Raw genomic sequence first — 16,865 nt, forward strand, 5'->3', positions numbered from 1 at the left:
ACAGAATAAACACAGAATAAAAAAGAAAAGGAGAATGCCGCGTGGGACATTCTCCCTTTCTTTTTTAAATGAGGGGGAGATAGTGAGTGGTTAATCAACTATCTGAGTAAAAATATACGTGGAAGTTGTGATTAAAATGTGGTGGCTGTCTAAAGAAAATATAAACTTTATCAATTTCAATTTGAGAGACCTGCAAAGCGGAGCCTTCCAGTATTCGGGGCAATCTTGCTTTTGGCAGCTTGATTTTCCTTCCGCATTCTTACTGCGGTTGGAGGGCCTGGTGTTGAGAAATCGACAGAAAAAATGTATAGTAAGATCAGATCCGATATCAGGGACAGATGGTATTTTCCTGAAGTGACGCGCGAATATACAGCCTGCTGAGCGGATCTTCCGGGATACACGCGCGGCTTGCAGAGTCTGCTGAGCGGATTCTCCGGGTGACAGGCGTAACTAACTGTTGAGTTTACGGGGCTTCCACTCCGGGGAATGATGAAGAAGAAGCTGAGAGGAACGGGCGATGGATGATTTTTGGGGATGCAGGCATGCACTGTGTCAATATGGGAAGAGACATGGAAGCTACGATGGTCTGGAGGAGATCTCACTGGACAAGGTCGGAGTAAGGGTAGAAAATCACTATTTTATGTATGGAGATTATGTTATCACCGTTGAGGAAAGCATTCGGGAAGCGGATTTGGCACGGTCTTACAGTGCCTGGATCTCGGAGGATTCCTATTCGGAGGTGCGGCAGTATGTGATCGGTTATCGTCCGCTTTCGGGATTTGAAAGAACAGGGCATGATTACCGGGAATTCATTCGGGAGTCTGTTCTTCAGGACAACAATATTCCCCGTGCGATCCGGAAGCTGAACGCGAAGCTTAGGCGTTTGAATGAGGAAACCTGGGAGAATGACGAGCGGGAGAATGAAGTATATCGTCTCTACGCTGCGCTCCGTGACACCAACGGGGATATCCTCGGATGCTGCCCGGTAGCTTTGATGGATTCCGAGGAGAAAGCAGGTGCGATTGGTGAGTTTCTGCGGTCTCATCAACTGCTTCCGGCAAAAGCGTGGGATTTATATCGGGCGTCGCGGGACGCATCGGTTGAATATCGAGCGGTGAGGCTGACCGAGGAGGATATTCCAGAGTACTGGTGCGGGACCGACGAGAAGGTCGTCTTCAGTGCCTGTCTGTTTCGGGACTGTAACGGGAGCCCGGAGGATCAGGAATTATACGGCATCAAGCCGGAGTGCAGGATCGACACTGCCTCCTCCCGTGGAACGGTCGCTTATGTCCGTGGAAGAGAACTGGCGGGTGAGATCTGCAGCCTGATGAATGTGATGTCGCTGTATCCCATTGAGATGTATACGGAATTTGATTCGCCGGAACATACGATGACTGCGGGCATCCGGCGGATCGGGCCCGGAGAGGTGCCGGAGGCGGAGGAAAAACTTCAGAACGGGATTGTGCTTGAGATCATATCGAGCTGGAGAATGTGAGAAATCCACAGATGTTTTTCTCGTTTGGGAAAACATCTGTGGATTTTATTTACGCGAACAGTGAGCCGCAGCCGAATGCGAAGTATTCGTGTGCGGCGAGCGTCGCGATAGCGAGATAAAACTCGCGCAGCGTGTTTTATCTCGTTCGTGGAAAGCGGAGCTGTAGACTTGCTTGTGTTTGAGGAAAGCGGGCGTATCCGTTCGCAGCTTCACGCGAAGAAGAGAAGCAGTCGGAACCATGCTTCACGCGAAGAAGAGAAGCAGCCGGAACCATGCATCACGCGAAGAAAAGAGGCAGCCAGAACCATGCTTCACGCGAAGAAGAGAAGCAGCCGGAACCATGCATCATGCGAAAAACAGAAGCAGATTGGATGCCGCGAGACCGATGAGGGATGAGGCGGCAATCATGAAAGGATTGCTTTTTTTCTTCATGAGAGAGAGATTCAGAACAATGATGCCGCAGGTTACGAGGAATACCGGAAGAACGGCGATGCCGATGGAGGCGGCGGTGTTGAGGCTGGTCTGAATCATTGAGCACATGACGCTGAGCAGAAGACCGGCGATGATAGGACGGATCCAGTGGCCGATTTTCTGAAACACGGTGATGTGCTCCACCGAGTTATAGGCATGATAGACAAGGCAGAATACAAGCCCGGAAGCAACGACGCTGCAGATGAACCCGGCGAATGCTACAGCGATGCCCTGGACGGGTGAACCGTTCAGATTGTAGCCGATATAATATCCCACGCCGGTGAGAATTTTGCTGAGAATCGATCCGGGCAGTACATTTGCTACAGGCACGAGGAGGGAATAGAATTCCCGGTAGGTGACCATGCCGGAGTTGACAAACAGGCCGTCGGCGACCGAGAGATAAGCGTCTCCTCCTCCGAAGGAGATGATAGAAGAAAAAAATCCCCGGATCAGATAGAGAGGTGTTTTTTCGGTCAGAAGGAGAGCGGGTAACGCGCAGACAGCCAGAAGCAGGAGCCAGGCGATGATCTCCTTCAGGAAATGCAGAAGATTATTTCTTCCGGAAAGCAAAGCTCTGTGCGCGCGCAGATCATCCCGGATGCTGAGAATCATTCCTGCGGCTGCGCAGAAGTACATGGCAGCCACCAGGACTCTGCGGGGAACAGCTCCCGGAATGAGGTGAGCATGGCCGGCACTGAGTGCGTACAGAACTACAAGAACGGCAGAAACCGCTGTTTTCCATGGGGTGTTTTTCCCTCCGGTGAAGAGGATCACGAAAAAAGCGAGCCCCAGGATCTGAATGGTAGAGAGTCCGAAGAGATACTTTCCATTCATAAAGGGGAGATTGCTGAAGGTTTTTCCGCATCCCAGAAAAAACACGGCAAACATCACAAGGAAGGTTTTCCTGGTGTTGCCGGAGGCTGCATTACGGGATTCCCGCAGGGTGTTGATGGCGTACAGAAGCAGCAGATAGCTGATAAAAGCACCGACACCGATGGAAAAGCACTGGATCTCTGTCAGGACCAGGCCATCGGCTCCGGACAGGAGCGCCAGAATCAGAACCGTCAGAAGCGAGCCGGGAAGCGCGAGCGCCAGGGCGGCAGAAAGCATCCCGGTGATTCCATAGGCGGAAAGCCCGAGACCTGTGGCGATTTCGATGGGAAGGGCTCCCGGGGTGATGCATGCCACGAGAGTATCCTTGTCGTATTCCTTCTGAGTTACCAGCTTTGCGTTCTCGACAATTTCCTTCTCCATGACAGGAATCAGGGCGCATCCGCCACCGAAGCCGAGAAAACCGATCTTAAAGAGCGAGGAAATCAGGGCCGGAAAATGCTTCCGGTTTCTCTTCGCCGCGGTCTTTCCGGTTTTTGCTTTCGTTTGTATCGTTGACATCGATAATCCTCACTATTTTTTGCATAATTTCACATAATTCCTATAGACATGATAGGAAATATATGCTATGATTCTACGATGAAACGGGTAAAAAATCAATAGAATAAAGACGAAACAGGAAAAAAGTCGAAATCAGCAGCCGGAAGAGAAACAGGAAAAAGTCGAAATCAGCAGCCGAAAGACAAAAAAGTCAAAGTCATCGAATCGTGGAAAGAAATATGAACAGGAGAATCGCAGACAATGGAATCGCGCACACGCACAGGAGTATCAAATGAAGATTGAACGAATCAATGCAGATGTACTGATTATCGGAGGCGGTACCGCGGGCTGCTATGCCGCGCTTACTCTGGCGGATCGGAATCCGGAGCTGCGGGTTGTGATTGCGGAGAAGGCAAATATCCGGAGAAGCGGATGCCTTGCTGCGGGTGTCAACGCCTTGAACGCATATATCACGAAAGGGCACACGCCACAGTTTTATGTAGACTACGCGCTGAAGGATGCGCACGGCATTGCGCGGGAGGATCTGCTTCTGACCATGAGCGAGAATCTCAATGAGGTGACCGCGAAGATGGAGCAGCTCGGGCTGGTGATTCTGAAGGATGAGAACGGCGAGTACGTGAGCCGCGGCAACCGGAACATCAAGATCAACGGGGAAAACTTCAAGCCGCTTCTGGCGGACGCGGTCAGAAAGCTGCCGAATGTTTCCGTGTACAACAATATTAATATAGTAGATCTTCTCCGGGATGAGAAAAGCGGCAGAGTTACCGGAGCCTTCGGACACGGGGTCAAGGAGGAAGTGATCTGTTTTTTCTCCGCGGATGCTACGTTGATTGCGACGGGAGGAGCGTCCGGCATCTACCGGCCGAACAATCCGGGATTTTCCAGACATAAGATGTGGTACAGTCCTTTCAATACCGGTGCCGGATATGCGATGGGAATTCGGGCGGGTGCGGAAATGACGACTTTCGAGATGCGATTTATCGCTCTTCGCTGCAAGGATACCATCGCGCCAACCGGAACGCTGGCGCAGGGAGTCGGCGCAAAGCAAATCAACGCCCTTGGTGAGGTGTATGAGAACAAATATGGGCTGACCACCTCTCAGAGGGTATGGGGCACGGTAGAGGAGAATAAGGAAGGCCGCGGACCCTGTTATCTCCGGACTAAGGGAATCAGCAGATCACAGACGGAGGACCTGGAGAAAGCGTATCTGAATATGGCTCCTTCACAGACACTGAAGTGGGTGGCGAGAGGCAAGGGACCGGATGAGGAGAACGTGGAGATCGAGGGGACGGAGCCCTATGTTGTCGGAGGACATACCGCGAGTGGCTTTTGGATCGACGACGGAAGACGGACAACGATTCCGGGACTCTACGCTGCCGGAGATGTGGCGGGCGGCTGCCCGCAGAAATATGTGACCGGTGCTCTCGCGGAAGGAAAGCTGGCGGCGCTGTCCATACTCAGGGATCTGAAGACTCTCCGGGCGAAGATGAATCCCTGTGAAGAAATAAGGGTGACCGTAGGAAAGGATTCTCACCATACCAATGAAAGTATAACAGAGGGCAGTGTAAGAGAGGGCAGTATACCAGAAGGCAGTAGAGCGGAAGGCAGAATACCAGAAGGCGGAATACCAAGAGGCGGAATACCGGAAGGCGGGGACGGCATCAACTCGTTGATATCTCCGGCGTGGGATACGCTCACAGATGCCCGGATCCGCAGCGCCGTGGAGGAGATTGAGTCGCACTACACCGGCGGACAGACGTCATCCGGATATACTCCGGAGCAGCTTGAGGCAGATATGCAGGAGGTTATGGACCGCTATGCCGGAGGAATCAGCGAAAGCTACGCGTTTACAGAGGAATCTCTTGCGGAGGCGGACCGGAGGATCGACGGACTGATGCGGAGAGCCGGGGAGATCCGGGTGAACCGTCCCATGGATCTCGCACATTATTTCGAGACGCGGGAGAGGCTCCTCGTGGCGAAGGTTCTGATTGCGCATCTAGGTGCCAGAAAGGAGACCCGCTGGCATTGTTTTGCCGAGAATGAGAGCCATCCCGACAGAGACGATGAGAACTGGCTGAAATTTGTGAATTCCGTCTATGAGGATGGCAGAGTTCGGATGATTTTTCACCCGATCCGGACCGGAATCCGTGATTTCACCGAAGGAAGCGGAGAACAGCCGGCAGCAGGAGCCGGGGAAGGGCCGGAAGCGGGAATTGAAGCAGAAGCCACGGAAGGACCGAAAGTGGGAATTAAAGCAGGAGCTGTGGAAGGAGCCGGTTGGAGACAGCTGTTCGGAGAGGAGGCGGCAAGATGAGTATTCGAATCAATGACAGGTGTATCGGATGCGGCCGCTGTGCCGATGTTTGTCCCGGGAGCCTGATTGATGTCATCGGGAAAAAGGCAGTGATGCAGTATCCGGAGGGCTGCTGGGGCTGCGTGTCCTGTGTAAAAGAATGTCCGGTTCGGGCCATTGAATTTTTCCTCGGAGAGGACATCGGCGGAGGCTCAGCCTACATGCAGGTGGAGCGGGAAGGAAAGCTTCTGAACTGGAAGTTTTATGATTCGGATCACCGGGAAAAGCCCATCCGCACCATCACCGTAGACAGTACAGATTCCAACAAATACTGAGCAATACAGATCAGGTCACAATGCGACCCGGTTATAAAGAATCAGGTCACAACGCGACCTGGTTATAAAGAATCAGGCCGCAGCACGGCCCGGCTGTAAACCATCAGGTTGTAAACCGATGAAGTCATACATCGACCAAGTCATAATAGGAAAGGATGAAATATCATGAGTAATCTTTCGCATCTGGACGCCCTGGAGGCAGAGTCCATCTACATTATCCGCGAGGTCGCGGCAGAGTGTGAGAAACCGGTCATGCTTTATTCCATCGGCAAGGACTCATCTGTCATGCTTCACCTGGCAATGAAGGCCTTTTACCCGGCAAAGCCGCCGTTCCCGTTCCTCCATGTCAACACGACCTGGAAGTTCAAGGAAATGATCAAGTTCCGTGATGAGACGGCGAAGAGACTGGGCATCGACATGATTGAGTACATCAATCAGGACGGCGTGAAGCGGGGAGTCAATCCCTTCGATTATGGGTCATCTTACACGGACATCATGAAGACGCAGGCTCTGAAGCAGGCACTGAAGAAATACGGATTCACCGCAGCCTTCGGCGGCGGACGCCGTGACGAGGAGAAGAGCCGCGCGAAGGAGAGAATTTTTTCCTTCCGGAACGAGGCACAGGCATGGGATCCGAAGAACCAGCGTCCGGAGATGTGGAAGCTGTACAACACAGAGATCCGGAAGGGAGAATCTATCCGTGTATTCCCGATCTCAAACTGGACGGAGGCAGATATCTGGGAGTATATCAAGCGGGAAAATATTCCGATTGTGCCGCTGTATTATGCTGCCGTGCGGCCATGCGTCGAGCGCGACGGACAGTTGATCATGGTGGACGATGACCGCATGCGCCTGAAACCGGGCGAGAAGCCGATGATGAAGAAAATCCGTTTCCGCACGCTCGGATGCTATCCTCTGACCGGAGGATTCGAGTCCGATGCCGATACACTTGACAAAATTATTGCGGAAACACTGTCTTCGGTAGAATCCGAGAGAACCACCCGGGTCATCGATAAGGACGGGGGAGAAGCCAGTATGGAAAAACGTAAGAGAGAGGGGTACTTCTGATGAGCGATCTTTTGAAATTTATCACATGCGGCAGCGTTGATGACGGAAAATCCACACTGATCGGACATATTCTCTATGACTCGAAGCTTCTGTACGCGGATCAGGAGAAGGCTCTTCTCCTGGACTCCAAGGTCGGATCCACGGGAGGCGACATCGATTACTCCCTTCTTCTGGACGGCCTGATGGCAGAGCGGGAGCAGGGAATTACCATCGACGTGGCATACCGCTATTTCACCACAGATAAACGTTCCTTTATCGTTGCGGACACGCCGGGACATGAGGAGTATACAAGGAACATGGCTGTCGGTGCCTCCTTTGCGGATCTCGCGGTCATCCTGATTGACGCCACACAGGGAGTTCTGGTGCAGACGCGCCGTCACGCGAGAATCTGCGCCCTGATGGGAATTCACTATTTTGTATTCGCTGTCAACAAAATGGACCTCGCCAATTACAGCAAGGAGCGCTTCGACGAGATCACCGAACAGATCCATGTGCTGGCAAATGAACTTCACCTCCGCAATGTGCAGATCATTCCGGTGTCCGCAACGAAGGGCGACAACATCACAAAGAAGTCTGCGAACATGCCCTGGTATGAAGGCCCGGCGATTCTCGAATATCTGGAGAATGTCGATGTGACAGAGAAGGGACACGAAGAGGGATTCTACATGCCGGTGCAGCGTGTCAACCGTCCGGATCATACCTTCCGGGGATTTCAGGGACAGATTGAGGCGGGAACCGTCCGGATCGGAGACGGGCTCACGGTTCTGCCATCCGGCGAGAAGGCAGAGGTGGAGCGCATTCTGATCGGAGACAAGGACGCCGAATCCGCAGACGAAGGTCGTCCGGTGACCATCTGCCTGAACCGGGAAATCGATATTTCCAGAGGCTGTGTGCTGGAGAAGGACAGCAAGATTGCCGTATCCAGAGTCTTTGACGCGACACTTCTGTGGATGGATGACGCAAAGCTGGCGGACGGAGAGGATTTCTTCGTTAAACTCGGAACCAAGAAAATCGGCGGTTTTATCCGCAGAATTTTGTACAAGACGGATATCAACAGCGGCGAGCAGGTCAAGGCGGACACGCTGGAGAAAAATGAGATCGCGCTCTGCGAGATCGTTCTGGATGAGGCGATTCCGGTGGATCTGTTCCGCAACCACAAGACCATGGGCGAGCTGATTCTCATCGATCGGATCAGCAATATGACGGCAGCCTGCGGTGTTGTGGAAAAGCTTGTGAATGAGGAGGATACCGGCGTGAGAATCTCCGGCGGAGATATCACCACAAGAGTGAACGTATTCGACGAATTCTTCTTCAACGAGAAGCATGACGCAATCGAGAATGTGGGCGTCGAGGAGAAGGAATACGAGGTTGGAGATTCCTTCCCGGTCAAGGGCGAAAGCTACGAGTACCCGAACTATTTTGACATTCTGGCTGTGGATTCCGGCGCGTACGTGCAGATCCGCGATGACAGAGTGGCTGAGGTCGGCGCCATCGAGAATTACAGATACACCGGACTTCCGGTTGTTAATGCGAACGGATTTGCGGTAGGAATCTCAAGTCAGAAGGATTTCGAAAACTTCCTGAAAGACCGGAAGAGTATGGACCGTCAGGAGTTCAATGCGAAATGGCTTACCTTTGAGACATACCGCCGTATTATCTTTACCGGTAATTCGTGGAGCATCTGAAACGATTGTTCAAATGAATCATAGCTTTTATGTTCCCGCCAGGCGCTTAGAGGGCCAGGCGGGATTTTTCTGTCTCTGAGTCTGACAATTGCGGCCTTTGATTGGCTGCGATTTTGCGAGAAACGATTGCAATTATGCTGGAACAATTGCGATTGAGCCGGAACGGCTGCAATTGTGTCAGAACGGACTTTACAAACAAAATGGCAGGTGTTACAGTTAATGCGATTGATAAATTTTTTATAAAATCTATCCGAAAATCTATCCGATGGATGGTTCGGCTTTTCTATTAAAAGGGGAAGGCTGTGGATCTGGCGGGTTAACAAAGAAAAGAGGTGGAGCAGATGGAAGGCTGTGATGGTGAAGGCCGAAGTCCTTATCACATACCGAAGGAATTGCAGATCTTGGGGAATGCAAGTCACAACGGGCAGCCGGAAGCTGTTCTTTCTTTTTGGTGCTTTTCATATCCTCTGTTTTTTTGAGTCTTTATTTCTGATCTGCAATTCATTTTCGTATACATCCAAAAAGACATTTAATTTCATACAAAACCGCAGCGCAGAGAAAATGTATCCGTGAAATTGTCTGAATGCCGGCTGAATCGGAGCATAGACCTGATTGGAGTGTCGGCTGAGTCAGAGCACAGATTTCAATTCTGATTTCTGTCAGGGCCCCTGGTGCAGGAACATTGCTGTCGAACGGAAGGTCTCCGGGGATTGCGTTAGGAACATCAGGTGAAACGCTTCGCCGGTATGAGCGTGCGCGAGAGCACCTGTGCATGAGATTGTGCGTGACAGGCGGCGCGTGAGGACGATGCGTGAGAGCAGCTGTGCATGAGATCGCGCGTGAGGATGATGCGCGTGAGAGTAACTGTGCATGAGATTGTGCGTGACAGGCGGCGCGTGAGGGCGATGCGTAAGAGCAGCTGTGCATGAGATTGTGCGTGAGAACGACTGGGCGTGAGAGGGGCTGCGGGTAAGGAAAGGAGACGGAATGAGCAGAGAGGAAAAAAAGACAGAGATGACTGCCACCGGATACGAGAAGGAAATTCTGGATGTCATCCGCAGCAAGAATTCTCCGAGAGTGATCCGGGACAGGCTGCAGGATTATCACGCGAACGATATCGCGACGGTTCTTCCGGAGCTGGATAAAAGAGAGCGGCTGTCGCTGTACCGCATCATGCGTACAGAGGATCTGGCGGAGATGCTGGAATATACCGACGAGGATGCCGAGGAATATCTGAATGAGATGGATCCGAAGAAGGCGTCTACGGTTCTGGAGGAGATGGAGCCGGCGACGGCAGCGGATATTCTGAAGAACAGCGATTCACAGCAGAAAAGAGCCTGGCTGGAGCTGATGGATCCGGAGTCCAGAGAGTCGATTCAGGTGCTGGCTTCCTACGATGAAGACACAATTGCGAGCCGTATGACCACCAATTTTGTCACACTGAACTGCAGTCTTTCCATCAAGGAGGCGATGAGCTCGCTGATCGAGCAGGCGGCGGAGAACGACAACATCTCCGTGATCTATGTGCTGGATGACGACGGTGTGTACTACGGAGCCGTTGATCTGAAGGATCTGATCATCGCGAGGAACGGAACGAGTCTGGAGGATATCACGGCCACAGCATATCCGTATGTGTATGCCGACGAAAAAATAGAAGACTGTCTGGAAAAGATCAAGGACTATTCCGAGGAGTCCATACCGGTTCTGTCGGACGACAACCGCATCCTGGGTGTCATCACCTCGCAGGATGTTGTAGAGGTTGTTGATGACGAGATGGGTGAGGATTACGCAAAGCTCGGTGGTTTGTCCGCGGAGGAGGATCTGGAGGAGCCGGTGAAGCTTAGCGTCAGGAAACGTCTTCCCTGGCTGGTGCTTCTCATGTTTATGGGGATCGGCGTATCTACGGTCGTCGGCCTTTTCGAGACAGTCGTCCAGAAGCTCACCCTGATCATGGCTTTCCAGTCTATGATTCTGGATATGTCCGGTAACGTGGGCACACAGTCGCTTGCCGTTACCATTCGTGTCCTCATGGACGAGCATCTGACCGGAAAGGAGAAGCTTCATCTGGTCGGAAAGGAAATGACCGTGGGATTTTCCAACGGCTTTATACTGTGTCTGGTTTCGTTTGCAGCGATCGGATTGTATATCATGGCGGCGCGGCACATGCCGCCGACTACGGCATTTGCAATCTCGGCCTGCATCGGTCTGTCTCTGCTTCTGGCAATGCTGATTTCAAGCTTTGTAGGAACCGCGGTTCCAATCTTTTTCAATCAGGTCGGGGTGGATCCGGCGGTTGCTTCCGGTCCGCTGATCACAACGCTCACGGACCTTGTCGGAGTTGTAACGTACTACGGACTTTCCTGGATCATGCTGGTCAATGTGCTGCACATGTGAGAGTGGTATGTGTCCCGCAGCAGAGAACTGTCGGGTGATATCGGTGGAGTTTGCCGGTGGACATCCGTGCGTACACTGGTAAGTTCAGAGAACTGTCGGGTGATATCGGTGGAGTTCGCCGGGCAATATCAGAGCGTACGCAGGTAAGATCAGTGAACTCGCGGGTGATATCGGTGATTGGCTGGTGCCAGCTGTAATTTTGCAGAGAGATATATGTGTCGAGAGGGATAAACAATGGATTTACAGGATTTCTACAATGGAGAGGAATTTAAGGCCTTTGAGTATCTGGGCGCCCAGTGCGGGAAGAAGAACGTGGTATTCCGCACCTATGCGCCGAATGCGGAGGCGGTTTCCGTGATCGGCGAGTTCAACGGCTGGACGGATACGCCGATGCAGAAGGTGGAAAACGGGCAGTTCTGGGAGGCTGAGGTGGATAACGCAAAGCCAGGACAGATGTATAAGTTCCGGATCTACGGCCCGGACGGGAACTTCATGGACCATGCCGATCCGTACGCTTTTTTTTCGGAGAAGAGACCGGGAACGGCGTCTGTAATCTATGACCGGAAGGGCTATGAATTCCATGACGCGGACTGGATGTGGACCAGAAGAGACCGCACAAAGGAACCGCTGAATATCTATGAGATGCATATGGGTTCCTGGAGGAGGAAGGACGACCCGGAGATCCACGCGAGGGAGCTGGATGAGGCGAAAGCGCAGGGGATTGGCATCGATGTCTCCGATGGGTGGTACACCTACGATGAGATTGTGGGCCAGATTATCCCTTATCTGATGGAAAACCATTACAACTATCTGGAGATCATGCCGCTGAACGAGTATCCCGCCGACGAATCCTGGGGCTACCAGTCGCTGGGATTTTTCAGCGCGACATCAAGGTACGGCAATCCGGACGGACTGAAGCGGTTGATCGACACCTGCCATCAGCACGGGATCGGCGTGATTCTGGATGTCATCACCGTGCATTTCGCGGTGAATGATTATGGTCTGTGGAAGTATGACGGAACACCGCTGTATGAGCATGCGTTTGCCGATAAGAGCACCAGCGAATGGGGCAGCTGCAACTTCAACCATTCCAGAGGTGATGTCCGGAGCTTTTTGAATTCCGCAAGTGAATACTGGCTTTCGGATTTCCATTTTGACGGACTTCGCTTCGACGCGGTGGGAAATCTGATCTACTGGCAGGGCAGCGAAAATCTCGGCAGAGACGAGAACGCGATTGTGTTCCTGCAGAATATGAACCGCGGATTAAAGAAGCTTGACGGGAATGTCCTTTTGATCGCGGAGGATTCTTCTGCCTATCCGGGCGTTACAAAGCCCGTGTCGGAGGGAGGACTCGGATTTGACTACAAGTGGGACATGGGGTGGATGAACGACACTTTGAATTATTTCCGCACCCCTCCGCAGAACCGTTCCGCAGAGTACCATAAGCTGACCTTTTCCATGCAGTATTTTTATAATGAAAAATATCTGCTTCCCCTGTCGCATGATGAGGTGGTTCACGGAAAGGCAACCATCATGCAGAAGATGGCAGGCGATTACGCGGACAAGTTCCCGCAGGGAAGAGCGCTGTATCTGTATATGATGACACATCCGGGCAAAAAGCTCAACTTCATGGGCAATGAGATCGGACAGCTCCGTGAATGGGACGAGAAGCGGGAGCAGGACTGGTTCCTGACGAAGTACCCGATTCATGACGCGTACCACAGACTGACGGTTGATATGAACGAGATCTATATGAAGCATTCCGCCTTCTGGCAGAAGGACTATGACCGTCTCGGGTTTCAGTGGATTGAGGCGGATGACACCAGCCAGAGTGTCTATGTGTACCGGAGAACGTCCGACACTGAGGGGATTCTGTGCTTTTTCAACTTCTCAAACGAGGAACAGACCTATTCTTACAGGCCGACAGGCGATGAGAATCTTCATCTGCTGATCGACTCGGACAATTGCATCTATAACGGCACAACACCGGAGGATAAGCTGGAGCGTCTGATTCGTGTGAGAAAAAAGAATGGAGCGGTTCCGGTTACTCTCGCTCCGTATTCCGCAAGGCTCTATCAGGAGGTGATGCCGGCGCTGGATCCGGACGAGAAAAAAGCCGGACAAGCCGGCAGGGCAGGCTCTTCGGGCAGCGCAGCAAAGACAGCAGGTCCGGCAGACGGCAGGACGAAAGTTGCTGGTCCGGAAAATGGAGGGACGGAAGCATCGGATCCGGGAGAAGGCAGAGCAAAGGAAGGGATTCCGGCAGATCGAGGCAAATCACGGCAGTCTGCGGGCAGGAAATCTCGGCGTACGCATTCCGGTCACGGAGAGAACCGCAAAGATAAGTAAGAAAAAGCAAAAATACGCAAGAAGGGACATTAATAGCAGAAATAAGAGCTGCCTACTTCAAATTAAGCATTTTCAATTTGGGGTAACATGCTTATAATGTGACCATGTACAGAGAGGTACCGATTTGTCGGTATCTCTCTTTTTTTACGCGAACAGTGAGCCGCAGCCGAATGCGAAGTATTTGTATGCGGCGAGCGTCGCGATAGCGAGATATAACTCGCATAGCGCGTTTTATCTCGTTGTATAAGCCCGGGGATGCATGCTGCGAAGCGGCGCAGTAACCTGGAGGACTTATATCATTCGTTCTGTATTCGATTTCGGGAGGAGAACATATGGATTACAGTATTACAGACACTTTATGGGTTTTTCTGGCGGCGATCCTCGTATTTTTCATGAATCTTGGATTCGCTTCCGTTGAGGCTGGCTTCGCCAGATCCAAGAACACGGTAAACATTCTGTCAAAGAACTTTATCGTCTTCGCGATTTCGTCTCTGGGCTTTATTCTTCTGGGATGGGGCCTGATGTTCGGGGGAACCGGCGGGTTTGTCGGAACCTCGCATCTCTGGGTTCTCGGAAACGCGGACCTTTCGTTTTATGACAATACGCTGACCAGTGCGGTTCCGTTCTGGGGCAAGTTCTTCTTCGAGCTTGTATTCTGCGGAACAGCGGCGACGATCGTATCCGGTGCCGTGGCGGAGAGAGTCAAATATGTGTCCTTCATAATTTTTTCCTTTATCCTGACACTGCTGATCTATCCGATCATCGGACACTGGATCTGGGGCGGCGGCTGGCTTGCACAGATCGGCTTCAAGGATTTCGCCGGTGACACCGTGGTGCATTCTCTCGGAGGATGGTCAGCGCTGAGCGGAGCTCTGATCCTCGGACCCCGTATCGGAAAATATGACAAAAATGGCAAACCGAGGGCAATCCCCGGACACAACATGTCTCTGGCGGTTATCGGACTTTTCGTGCTCTGGCTTGGATGGTTCGGATTCAACCCGGGCTCTACCCTGACCTTCCAGAACCCGTCAGATGTCATGCACATCCTCATGACCACAAACTCATCCGCCATCATGGCGGTTCTGACATCCACGATCACAGCATGGATCGTGATCGGCAAGCCGGACCTCGGCATGACGGTTAACGGATGCCTGGCCGGACTTGTAGGAATTACCGCAAGCTGCGCATATGTAACGGTTGGAGCTTCCATGATCATCGGCGCGATCGCCGGTGTCATCGTGGTATTCGCGGTCGGCTTTTTCGATAAGCTTCATATCGATGATCCGGTCGGCGCGTGCGCGGTTCATCTGTGCAACGGCGTCCTTGGAACGGTGGCGGTCGGCCTGTTCTCGTGCAGGGGAGTAACAACTCTTTCCACAGAAAACGGACTGTTCTACGGCGGCGGGTTCCATCTGCTCGGGGTAGAGCTCCTCGGCATTGTCGCAGTCGGAGCCTTCAGCTTTTTTGCATCGTTTGCGGTGTGGCAGATTCTGAAGCATACCATTGGAATTCGTGTCACGAAAGAGGAAGAACTTCAGGGTCTGGATATCGGCGAGCATGGAAACGTTGCTTATCCGGATTTCGCTCCGGCGACAGCTACTGCCTTCAATACGGAAATTGATGATGACGATGAGAGAAAATTCGGAAGCGGAAAGATTGCGGCTGCAATCGGCGGAAGCACACCGGCGGATCTGAAGAAGGCAGCAGGCGCGGAGGCAAGTGTTCAGGAGGCTGTTCCGGTCACAAGAGTGGAGAGAGCCGGCGCAAAGATCACGAAGGTGTCCATTGTGGCCAACCAGACACGGTTCGCGGAGCTGGAGGATGCACTGGAAAATATTGGCATCACCGGAATGACGGTTACCAACGTCTTTGGACACGGCATGCAGAAGGGACATTCGACCTACTTCCGCGGCGTACCGGTGGAGACGAGACTTCTTCCGAAGATCAAGCTGGATGTGGTCATCTGCAAAGTATCCTCTGAGGAGCTGATTGATACGGTTCAGAAGGTATTGTATACCGGCAGATACGGAGACGGAAAGATTTTCCTGTACGATGTCGAGGATGTCGTAAAGATTCGTACCGGTGAGCATGGATATGACGCCCTTCAGGATGATCCGGGAGCACAGGACGACTGACAAAGGGCGAGAAAGAAATTTTAATATGGAAAAGATCCCGTATCAGCGGACGATGGAATTTTCATCCGAAGATACGGGATCTATTATTTACGCGAACAGTGAGCCGCAGCCGAATGCGAAGCATTCGTGTGCGGCGAGCGTCGCGATAGCGAGATAAAACTCGCGCAGCGTGTTTTATCTCGTTCTGTGTCTATTGTTCTGCGGTCTTAATTCGGTGTTCTTAATTCTGTGTCCTTTCTCTCACTGCCGGCCTTGTCTTCTCCGTTTTCCGCCAGCTGGGCATAGTAGAAGTAGCGGTCCATGTAGATTTTGTGAGAAATTGTGATGACCGTATTGCGAAGCAGAATGTGCCCCTCGGAGTCATCGGTTGATGCCGGCGGAATTCTGTCCTCTGCCCCGGTCATGTGGTGCAGAGCCTCTTCCATCTTCTTGCGGAACTGCTCATAGGAATATTCCGTGTCATAATCTTTCTCCTGAATCGCAAGAAGAAAACGGATTTCCTCCAGCGAGAGAACGCATTTGGTAACCGCGATGAAGAACAGAAGGGCAATCTGCTCGCGGTAATACATCTTGTGAATCGGATTCGGTATCAGTTTATGCTTTACATAGTTGCTGACCATGGATACGGTCAGCGGATCATCGCGGATTGGATCCAGATAATCATTGATATATGCGACCACCTGCTTCAGATAGAGTCCGACGTTCGGAATCTGCGTATAAGCAGGCATCTGAAAATTGTTCAGACTTTCTGCAATCTGTTCTTCGCGTGTGGTTGGCATCTGTTTCATCTCCCGGAACTGAATATTCGTGCGACTGGACTTATTATGCATGCAGCTTTCTGTGCATGCTTCGCATGCCCAAAACTGCCTGCTTGACGACGGCTTTAATGGCAAACTGTATAAGTCCCCGCGGCACGAGAGCTGCTTCGCAGCTTCCGTGCCGCTAACAGGCATTCGCACTTCCGTGCCGCTTACGCGTCACTTCGTGCTCATACCTGTTGTCGTCGCTAATGTTCTTGCCCATTGGTGAGCAAGCTCCCCATGGGCCAAGAACATTGCGATTGGTAGTATAAAGCCAGCTGCTCCGTTGCTTCGCAACTCTCGCAGCTGCACATGTATGAGCATTCTCGCGTTGCTTCGCACCGCTCCATGCTCATACATGTTAGCGTCGTTCAAGCATGCAGCTTTCTGTGCATGCTTCGCATGCCCAAAACTGCCTGCTTGACGACGGCTTTAATGGAAAACTGTA

The 16,865-nt window shown here is 52.1% G+C and carries 10 protein-coding genes; 8 read left to right on the top strand and 2 right to left on the bottom strand.

The genetic code is table 11. From position 1 onward, the window contains the following. Positions 1-517: 517 nt before the first annotated feature. On the top strand, positions 518-1,495 hold the full coding sequence (locus tag ACTQ1O_RS07265; RefSeq protein WP_441486703.1) for a hypothetical protein: 978 nt from the start codon (positions 518-520) through the stop codon (positions 1,493-1,495). A gap of 345 nt (positions 1,496-1,840) precedes the next feature. Here ACTQ1O_RS07265 and ACTQ1O_RS07270 read toward each other — a convergent pair whose 3' ends face one another. Next, complete coding sequence (locus ACTQ1O_RS07270) at positions 1,841-3,358, bottom strand: chromate transporter (RefSeq protein ID WP_441486704.1); 1,518 nt, start codon at positions 3,356-3,358, stop codon at positions 1,841-1,843. 271 nt (positions 3,359-3,629) lie between these two features. Between ACTQ1O_RS07270 and ACTQ1O_RS07275 the strand changes: the two genes are divergently transcribed. The 7 genes from ACTQ1O_RS07275 (at position 3,630) to ACTQ1O_RS07305 (ending at position 15,617) form a co-directional block, all read left to right on the top strand. Beyond that, a complete protein-coding gene (locus ACTQ1O_RS07275) occupies positions 3,630-5,672 on the top strand; it encodes an adenylyl-sulfate reductase subunit alpha (RefSeq protein ID WP_441486705.1) in 2,043 nt (680 codons plus the stop codon). After that, a complete protein-coding gene (locus ACTQ1O_RS07280; RefSeq protein WP_441486706.1) occupies positions 5,669-5,986 on the top strand; it encodes a 4Fe-4S dicluster domain-containing protein in 318 nt (105 codons plus the stop codon). The genes ACTQ1O_RS07275 and ACTQ1O_RS07280 overlap by 4 nt, the downstream gene beginning before the upstream one ends. A gap of 165 nt (positions 5,987-6,151) precedes the next feature. After that, on the top strand, positions 6,152-7,054 hold the full coding sequence (gene cysD, locus ACTQ1O_RS07285) for a sulfate adenylyltransferase subunit CysD (RefSeq protein WP_441101135.1): 903 nt from the start codon (positions 6,152-6,154) through the stop codon (positions 7,052-7,054). Then, entirely contained in the window at positions 7,054-8,739 is a 1,686-nt protein-coding gene (locus ACTQ1O_RS07290) for a sulfate adenylyltransferase subunit 1 (RefSeq protein WP_441486707.1), read from the top strand. Before cysD ends, ACTQ1O_RS07290 begins: the two co-directional genes overlap by 1 nt. A gap of 987 nt (positions 8,740-9,726) precedes the next feature. Continuing rightward, the gene (mgtE, locus tag ACTQ1O_RS07295; protein ID WP_441486708.1) at positions 9,727-11,133 is read left to right on the top strand and encodes a magnesium transporter; all 1,407 of its coding nucleotides are present in this window, start codon (positions 9,727-9,729) and stop codon (positions 11,131-11,133) included. A 234-nt stretch (positions 11,134-11,367) separates the two neighbouring features. Then, complete coding sequence (glgB, locus tag ACTQ1O_RS07300; RefSeq protein ID WP_441486709.1) at positions 11,368-13,482, top strand: 1,4-alpha-glucan branching protein GlgB; 2,115 nt, start codon at positions 11,368-11,370, stop codon at positions 13,480-13,482. A gap of 332 nt (positions 13,483-13,814) precedes the next feature. Continuing rightward, positions 13,815-15,617 carry an ammonium transporter gene (locus ACTQ1O_RS07305; protein ID WP_441486710.1) on the top strand — a complete coding sequence of 601 codons (1,803 nt, stop codon included), beginning with the start codon at positions 13,815-13,817 and terminating at the stop codon, positions 15,615-15,617. Positions 15,618-15,823: 206 nt separating this feature from the next. Here the strand turns inward: ACTQ1O_RS07305 and ACTQ1O_RS07310 are convergent, their stop codons facing one another. Then, complete coding sequence (locus ACTQ1O_RS07310) at positions 15,824-16,396, bottom strand: DUF1836 domain-containing protein (protein WP_441486711.1); 573 nt, start codon at positions 16,394-16,396, stop codon at positions 15,824-15,826. Between the last annotated feature and the right edge of the window lie 469 nt (positions 16,397-16,865).

This window comes from Bilifractor sp. LCP21S3_A7 (assembly GCF_052118825.1).
GTDB lineage: Bacteria > Bacillota > Clostridia > Lachnospirales > Lachnospiraceae > Bilifractor.